Genomic DNA, 12817 nt, shown 5'->3' on the forward strand with positions numbered 1-12817 from the left:
GCACCTTCCGATTATTCGCTCGCTGCGCTCGCTCATGCCCGACCCCGCTTCACCGTGCCGGCCGGCACGTTCATCGCGGCGGCGCGCTGGGCGTGGCGCCACTGGCGGAGCAGGACGGCGCGCAGCCGGGCCCGGGGGCCGGCCGCGGGCGCGCGGGGTATGACGGCGCGGACGGCGCCGCGGTGGGGGGCGGCGGCGTACATCAGGCGGCCACCTCCCCCGGCTCGTCGTACGACGCCGAGTTCCGGGCCACCACGTTCAGCAGGCAGGCGCTGTCGACGATGCCCAGGCAGCGGCCGTCGTCGACGATCCGGACGGGGCCGCCGGTGCGGGCGACCGCCTCGATGGCGTCGCAGATCAGGGTGTCGGGGGTGAGCGCGGGGCCCTCCGCGGCCTCGCCGGCCTCGGCGGGACGCATCGCGCGGCGCACGGTCAGCACCTGCTCGCGCGGCACGTCCCGGACGAAGTCGCGGACGTAGTCGTCGGCCGGCGAGCCGACGATCTCCTCGGGGGTGCCGAGCTGGACGATCTCGCCGTCCCGCATCAGGGCGATCCGGTCGCCGATCCGCAGCGCCTCGGCGAGGTCGTGGGTGATGAACACCATCGTCCGCCCCTCCTCGACGTGCAGGCGGACGACCTCCTCCTGCATGTCGCGCCGGATGAGCGGGTCCAGGGCGCTGAACGGCTCGTCGAACAGCAGGACTTCGGGGTCCACGGCGAGCGCGCGGGCCAGCCCGACGCGCTGCTGCTGACCGCCGGAGAGCTGCCCGGGACGGCGCTTCTCCAGGCCGGCCAGGCCGACCTTCTGCACCATCTCGGCGGCCCGCTCGCGGCGTTCGGCCTTGCCCATGCCCTGGATCTCCAGGCCGTAGGCGACGTTGTCCAGGACCGTGCGGTGCGGCAGCAGACCGAAGTGCTGGAAGACCATGGCGGCCCGGCGGCGGCGCAGTTCGCGCAGCGCGGTGCGGTCCATGGCGCGGACGTCCTCGCCGTCCATCTCCAGGGTGCCGCCGGTCGGCTCGATCAGCCGGGTCAGGCAGCGCACGAGGGTGGACTTGCCGGAGCCGGAGAGCCCCATGACCACGAACGCCTCGCCCTTGCGGACGTCGAAGGAGACGTCGCGGACGGCGGCGGTGCAGCCGGTCCGCTCGCGCAGCTCCTGGGCGCTCAGCCCGGTCAGCGAGGCGTCCTCGGGGATCCGCTCCGCCTTGGGGCCGAAGACCTTCCACAGGTTGCGGACGGAGAACACCGCGGGCCGCTCGTCGACGGCCGAACCGGCGTCCCCGGCACGGGGTTCGGCGGCGGTGGTGACCTCGGCGCCGCTCTCGGGGGTCTTCTCGACGGTCTTGTCAGCGGCCTTGTCGGCGCTCATCTCGCCGTTCTTCTCGGCGGCGGTATCGGCGGGCGCGCTGGCCATCACGCGTCACCCCCCTGAGCCGGGGTCTCGCGGAGCAGTTCGGCGCACTTCTCCCCCACCATCAGCACGCCCAGCATCGGGTTCACCGCGGGCATGGTCGGGAAGACGGAGGCGTCGGCGATCCGGATGCCGGACAGGCCGCGGATCTTCAGCTCCGGGTCGACCACCGCGAGCGCGTCGTCCTCGGCGCCCATCTTGCAGGTGCCGGCGGGGTGGTAGACGGTGTGCGCGGCCTTGCGGACCAGCTCGCTGATCTCGGCGTCGTCGGTGACCTCGGGGCCGGGGAAGACCTCGCGCTTGAGCCACTTCCTGAACGGCTCGGCCTCGGCGACCTTACGGGCCAGCTTGATGCCGTCGACGAGGGTCCGACCGTCGTAGTCGCCCTCGTCCTCGAAGTACTTGAAGTCCAGCGCGGGCTTGACCTCGGGGTCGGCGGAGGTCAGGTAGAGCCGGCCGCGGGCGCGGGACTTGGGGATGTTCGGGGTCATCGAGACGCCGTGCTCGGGGCGCTCGTAGCCCAGCCGCTCCGGATTGTCCGTGAACGGGATCTGGTAGAAGTGGAACATCAGGTCCGGGCCCTTGTGGTCCGGGTCCCGCTTGATGAACAGACCGGCGTCCGAGTCCATCGCCGAGTTGTCGGGGAGCGGCCCGTTGGTCTCCCAGACGATGACCGACTCGGGGTGGTCGATCAGGTTCTCACCGACGCCCGGCAGGTCGAGCACGCACTCCATGCCCAGCGCCTCCAGGTCCTTCCGCGGCCCGATGCCGGAGTGCATCAGCAGCCGCGGGGTGTCCACCGCACCGGCGCACACCAGCACCTCGCGGGCGGCCTCGACGTAGACCTCCTCGCCGTCCTTGGTACGGACGTGGACACCCTTGGCGCGGGTGCCGTCGAGCTCCAGCTTCGTCGCCCAGGTCTCCAGCATCAGCGTGAGGTTGGGGCGGTCGCCGGCCTCCATGTGCGGGTGGAGGTAGGCGACGGAGGCGGAGGACCGCTTGTTGTTCTCCGGGTGGTAGGAGAGGTCGAAGAAGCCGACGCCCTCGTCGAAGGGCTGGTCGTTGAAGCCGACGACCTCGGGGACGCCCAGGGCGCTCTTGGTGGCTTCGATCCAGTCGGTGGCGATCTGGTTCTGGTCCTTCTTGGCCACCCGCACGATGTTGTTGCGCAGCTTGCCGAAGTAGGGGTCCATGGCCTCGGCGCCCCAGCCGGTGGCGCCGGCCGCCTCCCACTCGTCCCAGTCGGACGGCAGCGGCTTGAAGGAGATCAGGGTGTTGTGCGACGAGCAGCCGCCGAGGACCTTGGCGCGGCTGTGCAGGATGTGCGAGTTGCCGCGGGGCTGCTCGGTGGTCGTGTACTCGTAGTCCAGGTCGCCGCCGAGCAGGCCGAGCCACTTGCGCAGCGTCAGCACGTCCTCGCGGTCGATGTCGGAGGGGCCGCCCTCGATCACCGCGACGGTGGTGTTCGGGTCCTCGACGAGGCGCGAGGCGATGACGGAACCGGCGGTTCCTCCGCCGACGACGACGTAGTCGTACACGGGCATGGGGAGGTGCTCCTTACTGCGAAGTGCGCGCGGGGCCCGGGGTGTTGAGCGGCCCCGGGCCGGGAGGGGTCAGGGCGTACGGGTCAGCCGGCGAACCAACGGACCGGCTCGGGGCGCAGGTTCTCGTAGATGTGCTTGCTCTCCCGGTACTCGTCGAGTCCGGTCGGGCCGAGCTCGCGCCCGATGCCGGACTTCCCGAAACCGCCCCATTCGGCCTGCGGCAGGTAGGGGTGGAAGTCGTTGATCCACACGGTGCCGTGCCGCAGCCGCGCGGCGACCCGGCGCGCGCGGGCCGTGTCGGCCGAGAAGACCGCCCCGGCCAGCCCGTACTCGGTGTCGTTGGCGAGCGCGATGGCCTCGTCCTCGGTGCTGAAGGTCTCGACGGTGAGGATCGGCCCGAAGGTCTCCTCACGCACGACCTTCATCTCGCGGTGGCAGCCGTCCAGCACGGTGGGCTGGTAGAAGTAGCCGCCGGCCGGCCGGACGTCGCTGGGCTCCGGGCGGGCACCGCCGCAGCGCAGCTTGGCGCCCTCGGCCAGCGCGGAGGCGACATACGCCTCGACCTTGTCGAGCTGCTGCTGGGAGACGAGCGGGCCGCACTCGACGCCCTCCTCGGTCCCGCGGCCGAGACTGATCTTCTCGGCGCGGCGGGCGAGTTCGGCGACGAAGCGGTCGCGGACCGACTCCTCGATGATCAGCCGGGCGCCGGCCGAGCAGACCTGACCGCTGTGGATGAAGGCCGCGTTCAGCGCCTGGTCGACGGCGGTGTCGAAGCCCTCGTCGGTCGCGCAGGCGTCGGCGAACACCACGTTGGGGTTCTTGCCGCCGAGCTCCAGCGCGATCTTCTTGGCGCCGGCGACCGCCGCCGCGCCCGCCTTCGTCCCGCTGGCCAGGCCACCGGTGAACGAGAACAGGTCCACGTCCGGGTGGTCCGCCAGCCGCTGGCCGACCGGGAGACCGGCACCGGTGACGATGTTGGCGACGCCAACCGGCAGGCCCGCCTCGACCAGCAGCCGGATCAGGTACACCGTCGACAGCGGGGTGACCTCACTCGGCTTGATGACGAAGGTGTTGCCGGCCGCCAGCGCCGGGGCGATCTTCCAACTCGCCTGGAGCAGCGGGTAGTTCCACGGGGTGATCATCGCGCAGACGCCGACCGGCTCGTGCACCACGATGCTGTGGATGTCCGCGGAGCCGGCGTCCACGACCCGGCCGGCGCTCTCGCCCACGACCTGGTCGGCGAAGTACCGGAAGGCGTCGGTCACGCAGTCGACGTCGACCCGGCCCTCCTCCAGGGTCTTGCCGGTGTCCCGGCTCTCGATCAGGCCGATCTGCTCGCGGTCGCGCTGGAGCAGGTCGGCGACCCGGCGCAGCAGCGCCGCCCGCTCGGCCACGGGGGTGCGGGGCCACTCCCCGGTGCCGCCGGCGAAGGCCGCCTTGGCCGCCGCGACGGCCGCGTCCACGTCCTCGGCGCCGCCCTCGGCGACCACCTGGAGCGTCGTCGCGTCGGCGGGGTCCAGGACCTCCCGCGTGGCGCCTGCGGCGGCCGCCCGCCACTCGCCAGCTACGTGAATGGTCTCGCTTGTCTCAGTTGCCGACACGACGTCCTTCTGCCTTCCGTTTTCGATCTGCGCGGCCGGCGGACCCGGCTACGCGGTGCGTGCACTGGTTCAACCTCTGGCCCGCCAGCAACGGGGACCCCTAACCCAAACCCGCGTTCCTATGCCCAAACATTCATCGAAAGTGACCCGAGTCACCCGAAGCCGCCGGACTTCTCCGCATGCGCCCGAATAGACCGGAAAGTACCCTGAATAGCCGTATGCCCGCCAAGGAGCCTTCCGGACGGCCCACAGCGGTCCCCTGGGAGCGCCTTTCCCGATGAAAGGTGCCGATATGCCCCGTAAATGCCGCACCTTCACCGCTTTGACCTGCGGAGCGGCCGCCGCGACCGTGGCCGCCGTGTGCGCCGCCGGCCCCGCGGCCCCGGCCGACGGCTCGGGCGACGAGGGCGACCTCGCCCACGAGTCCGCCCAGCAGGTCTCCGACGACGCCCTGCACGCCCTGCTCGGCGCGAAGTCGCTACGGCTGCGCACCGAGTCCAGCGCCGACGCCACCAAGCTGGACCTCACCCTCGACCGGGCCGGGAACTGCGCCGGCAACATCAGCAAGGGCCCACTCGGCCGGGTCGACCTGATCAAGCGCGGCAAGGACGTCTGGCTCAAGCCCGACGCCGCCTTCTGGAAGAGCCAGCTCCCCGGCGACGAGGGCACCACCGCGGCCCGCACCTACCAGGACCGCTACCTGCACGGCACCACCGACGACGACTTCCTCAAGGGCCTCGCCACCGCCTGCGACCTCACCGCCTTCCAGAAGTCGGTGGCCCCGCAGCCCGCCGACCCACAGGCCCCGTCGACCCCCTCCGTCACCCTCACCAAGGGCCGCCCCACCACCCAGGAGGGCACCCGCGTCCTGCCCGTCGCCAAGAAGACCAAGGACGCCACCCAGACCGTCTACGTCGCCATCGAGGGCACCCACTACCCGAGGAAGCTCACCACCGAGGTCGACGGCGAGACCGGCACCGTGCTGCTCAGCAACTACGACCGGCCGGTCCCCTCGCACACCCCCGACCCGGCCAAGACGGCCGACATCTCCGTCCTGGAGGGCGGCGGGGAGCACAGCGTCTGACGTCCCAACTCCTCCTTCATGCCGTGTCGTTCGCACACACGTATCGTTGAACCGTGCGGCTCCCCCGTACCCCGCGGCGGAGCGGGGGAGGAGCGGCACGGTGACCATCAGCCTTGAGCAGACTGACAGGATCGAGATGGCCGAGCCCGGTGAGTGGACGTTGAACGCGTTGTTCGACCGCTTGGAGCAGATGCCCGTCCCCGAGGGATACAAGGTCGAGATCGTCGAGGGGACCGTTTACATGACGCCGCAGCGGGACGCCCGCTGGGACACCGTATTCGAGGTCGCGACGGCGCTCCGACAGCACTTCGGCCGGCAAGCTCTGGTGAAGTCGGACGTTCGGATCGACTTCCCCGGCCACCAAAACGGCTTCTGCCCCGATATCAGCAAACTCGCCGACAAAGCCGAAAAGGTGAACGGCCGCTGGCCTTACCAGGACGTCGAGTTCATTGCTGAGGTCATCTCCAAGGGGACCGGGATGAACGACTACGGCCCCAAGAAGCACGCGTACGCCGACGCCGAAGTACCCGTCTACCTCATCGTCGATCCCTACGTCGGCCGCTGCCGCCTCTTCACCCACCCTCAGGACGGCGAGTACAAGCGCGACCTCACCCTCGCCTACGGCGAACCGATCGACCTCACCAACACGGTCCTCGGCATGACCATCGAGACCGAGTTTTTCCCCCGGGACTGACGCCCGTGCCCGGCGAGCCGTCCCGGACGCCCGGGTGGTGCGCGAGAAACTGCCGCCATGGCGAGCAAGGCACCCAAGGCAGTTCTCCAGGGCGGTCCCGAGGGGATCAACGAGCGGATCGTGGAAGTGGATCCCGACGGGGGCGACCTGAAGGTCCCCTACCGCGGCGGCTACGAGCACTTCCGGCCGACGCCCCGGCAGTGGGACACCGCCGACGGACGACTGCCGGTCTACGAGTGGTGGGAGCGGACCGAACTCCCCGGATAGCGGCGGCCGGTGGCCGCGGCCCGGGCGGCCGGGCCGCGGCTCACGAGGCCGGGTCGAACGCGTCCAGCGCGATCCGCTGGATCTCCTGCTGCCGGGGCCAGTCGGACGCCGGGCCCAGCACCAGCACCGCGAACTGCCGGCCGTCGGGGGCCGCGAAGGCACAGTCGACGGCCTGCACCCGCAGGCCGAGGCGGTTGCTGTCGTAGGCGTAGGTGAGCTGGGAGCCGGTGGGGCCCGGGGGTCCCTGGCGGGGCTCGATGCCCATCTCCTCGTAGCCGGGGTTGCCGGCGAGGCCCTTCGACGCCTGTTCCAGGGCCTGTTGCGGGCTGAGGCCGGGCTCGGTGATCTGGAAGATCTGGAGCAGGCTGCGGGTGTCCGGCGAGGTGTAGAAGACGCCGGTGGAACGGACCTCGCGCTGCCAGCCGTCGGGGACGGCGAGGCTGAACCCCTTTTCGTCGTGGGCGAGATGGTAGCCGCTGGGGATGCCCGTGGCGGAGGCCGAGGCGCCGTCGGTGGGCGTCGCGGAACCGGGCGCGGCGGGGCGCGTCGTGGCGGTGCTCGCGGAGACCTTCGGGTGGGCGGCGGGCCGGGCGGCCGGGCCGCCGCCCCACAGGAGGTAGCCGCCGCCGGCACCGGCCGCGAGGACGGCGACGACCGCGGCGGCGATCAGCGCCCGGGTCCGGCGGCCGGAGACCACCGCGGGCTCGTCCCCCGTGGCGTTCGGCTGTTCCGGCCCGTACCCGGTGCCCTGCGCGTACTCGGGCGTGGGCGGGTCGGGGGCGTGCGACGGGGGTGGGGGCGCGGCCGGGCGGGGCGGCATCGGGCCGGTGTAGGGCCGGGTGGGGCGCGACGGGCCGGTCTCCCAGGACTGGGTGTCGGGATTCCAGTGCGCTTTGGGGCCTTGGGGCACGGTCGGTCAGCCTCCCAGCAGGGCGCCGACCGCCTGGACCGCCGCGGCGCCGGACGACAGCAGCCCCACCACGGCGCTGGCGTCGGTCAGCGCGGTGCGCAGCCGGGCCAGCCGGCCGGGGGCCGCGGCACCGGTGCCGGTGATCTCCCCCTCGGTGTCGGCGAGTTCGGTCGTCAGCGCCTGCACCTCGGGGGTGGGCACGGCCCGGTCGAGGTCCTCGCGCAGGGTGCGAACGGCCCGGAGGAGCTCCTCCTGGGCCGGGTCGACGGCGGGCGCGGCGCCCCGGACGTTGTCACCGATGTGGGTGACGGTGTTGTGGTCGCCGATGGAGATCGCGCCCTGCGCGTTCTCGATGTGGATGCCCTTGTCGGATGCGCCGGACGGTGCCACGTCAGGACCTGCCCTTCGGGGAAGCGGAGTCGCCCGCGGAAGTGGGGGCGCCGTGATGGGTGACGGTGTTGTGGTCGCCGATGCCGACGGCGCCCTGGGCGGACTCGACGTAGACCCCGCCGTCGGCGACGTGGACGACCCGCTGCTCGAACTCCTCGGTGCGGTAACCGGCTTCGCGCAGCGCGGTGGTGACGCCGGCCGCCACCCGCGCCTGGATCGTGCGCAGATAGCGGGCGACGTCCATGTCCTGGAAGAGCGAGGCCTCGCCGTCCGAGCCCAGTTCGCGGACGGAGCGGGCCGGGCCCTCCGGGAGGGCGGCGCGGTGCCCTCCGGTGAACAGCCGCCAGGTGGAGCGCACGCCGCGCAGCAGGCTCAGGACCGCCTCGCCGGACGCGCGCGGGGCGCGGGTCAGCGCCCACACCGCCCGGCCGAAGTGGTCGTGGTGGCGGTGGCGGTGGGCGATCCGGTCGGCGTCCTGGTAGAGCTGGCGCAGCGGCCACAGCACGTGCGGCGCGACCTCCAGCATCAGCATGCCGCCCTGGGTGTGGACCCGGACGAAGACGGTGGTGACCACGCCCTCGTTCCAGCCGCCGACCCGGATGCGCAGGAAGTGCCGGCGGGTCTCGCCGCCCTCCTCCACGGCCGCGGCCCGGTGCTCCGCGAAGCCGGTGGGGTCGTAGGGCGCGTCGGCGCGGGTCAACAGGCCGTCGGCGGGCAGGAAGACGCACTCGTCGATCTCCAGGCCGCGCAGCCGGTCGCGGACCAGCGACGCCGTGCCCGGCGGGCCCGACGGGGTGCGCAGCGCCTCGACCAGCGGGACGATGCGGGCCAGGATCGCGCCGTTGTCGAGCGGTTCGGTCGGCCGGTCCTGCGCGGGGACCAACTCCACCGACAGCGACCAGGGTTTGAACGGCTCGCCGGCACCGCAGAACGGGGCGGCGGCGCGGTAGAGCACCATCGGGCCGTGCTGCTCGGTGCGGATGCGCTGGCGCAGCCGCAGGAAGCGGATGCCCTCGGACCGCTCGGCGGGGTCGGCCACCACGTCGGGGAAGCGCTGCGGGGAGAGCTCGCCGGCGAGGGCCCGGGCGAACTGGCCGCGCTGGAGGGCGACCAGGGCGGCGATCAGCACCGGCAGCACCAGCGCCGCCCAGACCGCGAAGGCCGATCCGCCGCCGGACGCGGCGGACGGGCCGCCGCCCAAGCCCGCGTAGTCACCGGACAGCCCGCCGCCGGAGAACTCGGAGGGCGAGGAGCCGGGCAGCAGGCCGCTCCCCGACCAGCCCGTCCGACTCACCAGGGAGCCACCGTCGAACGCGGTCGCCGTGAGCACCGCCAGGAGCGTCAGCAGCGTCAGCCGGCCGTACCAGCGGAAGAGGAACGAGAGGCCCAGAGCCAGCCACAGGGGGACCGGGGCCCGGCGGACGAAGCGGCCCAGGCCCATCAGGGCGACCGGGATGGCGTAGGCCACCGCCAGCCCCTGGGAGAGCAGGACGGCCAGGATCCAGACGCCCAGGACGGCCGCGGCCCAGCCCAGTTCGAACCGGCGGGCGCGCAGGGCGTGGGCCAGCACCCGGGCCGCGTCGATGCCCAGGGAGGGCGCGGCGAACCGCTCCTCGTGGACGTAGAGCTCGTCGATGACGGCGTCGCGGTAGGCGTCGTCGAGGTAGGTCCCGGCGCACAGCAGCCGGGTGGCCTCGCTGGCACCGGGCGGGACGGCGGGGAGCGGGCCGGGCGGCGGGGCGGCCGGGGGCTCCTTGCCCAGCCGCGGTGGCCCGTCCGGATCTCCTGGCTGTGCGGGCCCTGGTGACTGTGCGGGCACGTCGTTACCGTTCATCGGCCTCCCCCGTAGCTGCCGTGTGCGCGTCGCCGCGCGTATCCGCCTCAACGCGCCCGGGCGGCGGGCCAGTTCCACCGGCGGCCGTCTTCACCCGGACGTGTGAAGGGTTCCGCAGCATAGAGGAGCGGAGGGCACGCTGTCAGCGCGTTTCCGGCCCCGAGGGAGCGTCAAAACACCGCGCCCGCACGGCCGTTGGGCCGTGCGGGCGCGTGAGTGCTGCGGCGGTGTGCCGGAGGTGGCGTCAGATGAGGCCGAGCGCGCGGACCGCCTCGCGCTCCTCCGCCAGCTCCTTGACGGAGGCGTCGATGCGGGTGCGGGAGAACTCGTTGATCTCCAGGCCCTGGACGATCTCGTACTTGCCGTCCTTGGTGGTGACGGGGAAGGAGGAGATCAGGCCCTCCGGGACGCCGTAGGAGCCGTCCGAGGGGATGCCCATGGAGGTCCAGTCGCCGTCGGCGGTGCCGTTGACCCAGGTGTGGACGTGGTCGATGGCGGCGTTGGCGGCCGAGGCGGCGGAGGACGCGCCACGGGCCTCGATGATCGCCGCGCCGCGCTTGGCGACGGTCGGGATGAAGGTGTCGGCCAGCCACGCCTCGTCGTTGACCTGCTCGGCGGCGTTCTTGCCGGCGACGGTGGCGTGGAAGATGTCCGGGTACTGGGTGGCCGAGTGGTTGCCCCAGATGGTCAGGCGGCGGATCTCGGACACCGGGGTGCCGGTCTTCTTGGCGAGCTGGGTCAGCGCGCGGTTGTGGTCCAGGCGGGTCATCGCGGTGAAGCGCTCGCGCGGCACGTCCGGGGCGGCGGCCTGGGCGATCAGCGCGTTGGTGTTGGCCGGGTTGCCGACGACCAGGACCTTGATGTCGTCCGCGGCGTGGTCGTTGATGGCCTTGCCCTGCGGCTTGAAGATGCCGCCGTTGGCCTCCAGCAGGTCGCCGCGCTCCATGCCCGCGGTGCGCGGACGGGCGCCGACGAGCAGCGCGACGTTGGCGCCGGCGAAGGCCACGTTCGGGTCGTCGGTGATCTCGATGCCCTGGAGGAGCGGGAAGGCGCAGTCGTCCAGCTCCATCGCGGTGCCCTCGGCGGCCTTGAGGCCCTGCGGGATCTCCAGGAGGCGCAGCTTGACCGGCACGTCCGCGCCGAGCAGTTGGCCGGAGGCGATGCGGAAGAGGAGGGCGTAACCGATCTGGCCGGCGGCGCCGGTGACGGTGACGTTGACGGGAGTGCGGGTCATGGCGATCTCCTGCGCGGTATTCCGGGGGCAAGCCCCTGGACCACCTTGGGTGGCGGTGGGTGTCCCTGCCCATCTATCAAGGTCTCTTGGTATCGAGAGACCTGGCCGTCAGGCTATCGGACCCCCGTCCCGCCCAGACGACGGGCCGGTGTGGGACACCTCACCGGCCGTCACGGGCGGACCCGACCGGACCGCCTCGCCGCCCGCGTGCGCGCGGTGGCCGACGGTCCGGTCGGGCGCGGCGGCCGCCCGCTCTCGGAGGGGTAGCGCGGGCGGCCGGCGGTTGTGCCACACCCGTGGGGGGTTGTGGAGCGCATGCCCGGGATCGGGCCGGGCAATCCCCCTTCTCCCCCGACGGCCCGTCGGGGACGGCGAATCCCGGCCAGATGTGAACGCCCCGCCCCCGCCGCGGATCAGGCGGGCGCCATCGCCTTCTGGAGGCCGGCGTCCAGCGCCTCCAGGAACTGGTCGGTGGTGAGCCAGGGTTGCGCCGGGCCGATGAGCAGGGCCAGGTCCTTGGTCATCTGGCCGCCCTCGACGGTCTCCACGCAGACCCGCTCCAGGGTGCGCGCGAAGCGGGTCACCTCGGGGGTGTCGTCCAGCTCGCCGCGGTGTGCCAGGCCGCGGGTCCAGGCGAAGACCGAGGCGATGGGGTTGGTGGAGGTGGCCTTGCCCTGCTGGTGCTGCCGGTAGTGCCGGGTGACGGTGCCGTGCGCCGCCTCGGCCTCGATGGTCCGGCCGTCGGGGGTCATCAGGACCGACGTCATCAGCCCGAGCGAGCCGAAGCCCTGCGCGACGATGTCGGACTGGACGTCGCCGTCGTAGTTCTTGCAGGCCCAGACGTAGCCGCCGGAGGACTTCAGGACCGCGGCCACCATGTCGTCGATCAGCCGGTGTTCGTAGGTCAGGCCGCGGGCCTCGAACTCGGCCCGGAACTCGGTGTCGAAGACCTCCTGGAAGAGGTCCTTGAAGCGGCCGTCGTACTTCTTCAGGATCGTGTTCTTCGTGGAGAGGTAGACGGGGTGGTTGCGGTCCAGCCCGTAACGGAACGCCGCCCGGGCGAAGTCGCGGATCGAGTCGTCGTGGTTGTACATCGCGAGCGCCACCCCGGGGCCCGGGAAGTCGTGCACCTCCAGCTCGGTCGGCTCCCCGCCGTCCGCCGGGGCGAAGGTCAGGGTGAGGGTGCCGGGGCCGGGGACCTTGAGGTCGGTGGCGCGGTACTGGTCGCCGAAGGCGTGGCGGCCGACGATGATGGGCCGGGTCCAGCCGGGCACCAGCCGGGGCACGTTCGCCATGATGATCGGCTCCCGGAAGATCACGCCGCCGAGGATGTTGCGGATGGTGCCGTTCGGCGACCGGTACATCGCCTTCAGGCCGAACTCCTCGACCCGGGCCTCGTCCGGGGTGATGGTGGCGCACTTCACCCCGACGCCGTGCTCCTGGATGGCGTGCGCGGCGTCGACGGTCACCTGGTCACGGGTGGCGTCCCGGTTCTCGATACCGAGGTCGAAGTACGTCAACTCGACGTCGAGGTACGGGAGGACCAGCCGGTCCCTGATGGACGACCAGATGATGCGGGTCATCTCGTCGCCGTCGATCTCGACGACGGGACGGGCAACCTTGATCTTGGCCATGAGACGTCCCTCTCGCGGTTGGGGCACCCCCCGGACGTCGCCAAGTTACCCGCGTCACACGGGACCGCGGCGCTACGGCACGAGGCGTGCCGCGGCGCCGCGGAGATCCGTCAGAGGCGCCCTAGCTGTTCTGTCCACGGAGGTTGGTGACAGGGGTCTCGGTCGAAAGACCTTGAAATGGGTGAGGGCCTGCTGGCCTGGTGTGGATTGC

General features: G+C 72.2%; 12 protein-coding genes. 3 read left to right on the forward strand and 9 right to left on the reverse strand.

Annotation, left to right across the window (positions count from 1 at the left end; all coding sequences use genetic code 11):
• Positions 1-32: 32 nt before the first annotated feature.
• From ACIQU6_RS38110 to ACIQU6_RS38125, 4 genes are all read right to left on the reverse strand, one after another.
• Positions 33-203, reverse strand: a complete 171-nt coding sequence (locus ACIQU6_RS38110) for a hypothetical protein (RefSeq protein WP_403486322.1) — start codon at positions 201-203, stop codon at positions 33-35.
• Positions 203-1372, reverse strand: a complete 1170-nt coding sequence (locus ACIQU6_RS38115) for a glycine betaine/L-proline ABC transporter ATP-binding protein (RefSeq protein WP_403486335.1) — start codon at positions 1370-1372, stop codon at positions 203-205. The genes ACIQU6_RS38110 and ACIQU6_RS38115 overlap by 1 nt, the downstream gene beginning before the upstream one ends.
• Positions 1373-1416: 44 nt before the next feature.
• Positions 1417-2958 (reverse strand): GMC family oxidoreductase, encoded by a 1542-nt coding sequence (locus tag ACIQU6_RS38120; RefSeq protein WP_403486323.1) that lies wholly within the window; start codon positions 2956-2958, stop codon positions 1417-1419.
• Between the two features lie 83 nt (positions 2959-3041).
• Positions 3042-4559, reverse strand: a complete 1518-nt coding sequence (locus ACIQU6_RS38125) for an aldehyde dehydrogenase family protein (RefSeq protein ID WP_403486324.1) — start codon at positions 4557-4559, stop codon at positions 3042-3044.
• A gap of 292 nt (positions 4560-4851) precedes the next feature.
• On the opposite strand from ACIQU6_RS38125, the gene ACIQU6_RS38130 reads away from it, so the two are divergent.
• The 3 genes from ACIQU6_RS38130 to ACIQU6_RS38140 all read left to right on the forward strand — a co-directional run bounded on the left by ACIQU6_RS38130 (position 4852) and on the right by ACIQU6_RS38140 (position 6604).
• Positions 4852-5643 carry a hypothetical protein gene (locus ACIQU6_RS38130; RefSeq protein ID WP_403486325.1) on the forward strand — a complete coding sequence of 264 codons (792 nt, stop codon included), beginning with the start codon at positions 4852-4854 and terminating at the stop codon, positions 5641-5643.
• Between the two features lie 100 nt (positions 5644-5743).
• The gene (locus ACIQU6_RS38135) at positions 5744-6337 is read left to right on the forward strand and encodes a Uma2 family endonuclease (protein ID WP_403486326.1); all 594 of its coding nucleotides are present in this window, start codon (positions 5744-5746) and stop codon (positions 6335-6337) included.
• 57 nt (positions 6338-6394) lie between these two features.
• Positions 6395-6604 (forward strand): DUF5988 family protein, encoded by a 210-nt coding sequence (locus ACIQU6_RS38140; RefSeq protein ID WP_403486327.1) that lies wholly within the window; start codon positions 6395-6397, stop codon positions 6602-6604.
• A 40-nt stretch (positions 6605-6644) separates the two neighbouring features.
• Here the strand turns inward: ACIQU6_RS38140 and ACIQU6_RS38145 are convergent, their stop codons facing one another.
• The 5 genes from ACIQU6_RS38145 to ACIQU6_RS38165 form a co-directional block, all read right to left on the reverse strand.
• A complete protein-coding gene (locus ACIQU6_RS38145) occupies positions 6645-7514 on the reverse strand; it encodes a hypothetical protein (protein ID WP_403486328.1) in 870 nt (289 codons plus the stop codon).
• Positions 7515-7520: 6 nt separating this feature from the next.
• On the reverse strand, positions 7521-7904 hold the full coding sequence (locus ACIQU6_RS38150; RefSeq protein WP_403486329.1) for a hypothetical protein: 384 nt from the start codon (positions 7902-7904) through the stop codon (positions 7521-7523).
• A 1-nt stretch (position 7905) separates the two neighbouring features.
• Positions 7906-9738, reverse strand: coding sequence for a hypothetical protein (locus tag ACIQU6_RS38155; protein ID WP_403486330.1), 1833 nt, complete (start codon positions 9736-9738; stop codon positions 7906-7908).
• Positions 9739-9982: 244 nt separating this feature from the next.
• Positions 9983-10972 (reverse strand): malate dehydrogenase, encoded by a 990-nt coding sequence (locus ACIQU6_RS38160; protein WP_403486331.1) that lies wholly within the window; start codon positions 10970-10972, stop codon positions 9983-9985.
• Positions 10973-11385: 413 nt separating this feature from the next.
• A complete protein-coding gene (locus tag ACIQU6_RS38165) occupies positions 11386-12606 on the reverse strand; it encodes an NADP-dependent isocitrate dehydrogenase (RefSeq protein WP_403486332.1) in 1221 nt (406 codons plus the stop codon).
• Positions 12607-12817 lie beyond the last annotated feature (211 nt).

The organism is Streptomyces sp. NPDC090442, assembly GCF_044769405.1.
Taxonomy (GTDB): Bacteria; Actinomycetota; Actinomycetes; order Streptomycetales; family Streptomycetaceae; genus Streptomyces.

Bases quoted from the DNA above. Each gene is read 5' to 3' on its own strand.
- ACIQU6_RS38110 (WP_403486322.1), bottom strand. From the start codon at position 203: ATGTACGCCGCCGCCCCCCACCGCGGCGCCGTCCGCGCCGTCATACCC.
- ACIQU6_RS38115 (WP_403486335.1), bottom strand. From the start codon at position 1,372: ATGAGCGCCGACAAGGCCGCTGACAAGACCGTCGAGAAGACCCCCGAG.
- ACIQU6_RS38120 (WP_403486323.1), bottom strand. From the start codon at position 2,958: ATGCCCGTGTACGACTACGTCGTCGTCGGCGGAGGAACCGCCGGTTCC.
- ACIQU6_RS38130 (WP_403486325.1), top strand. From the start codon at position 4,852: ATGCCCCGTAAATGCCGCACCTTCACCGCTTTGACCTGCGGAGCGGCC.
- ACIQU6_RS38140 (WP_403486327.1), top strand. From the start codon at position 6,395: ATGGCGAGCAAGGCACCCAAGGCAGTTCTCCAGGGCGGTCCCGAGGGG.
- ACIQU6_RS38155 (WP_403486330.1), bottom strand. From the start codon at position 9,738: ATGAACGGTAACGACGTGCCCGCACAGTCACCAGGGCCCGCACAGCCA.
- ACIQU6_RS38160 (WP_403486331.1), bottom strand. From the start codon at position 10,972: ATGACCCGCACTCCCGTCAACGTCACCGTCACCGGCGCCGCCGGCCAG.
- ACIQU6_RS38165 (WP_403486332.1), bottom strand. From the start codon at position 12,606: ATGGCCAAGATCAAGGTTGCCCGTCCCGTCGTCGAGATCGACGGCGAC.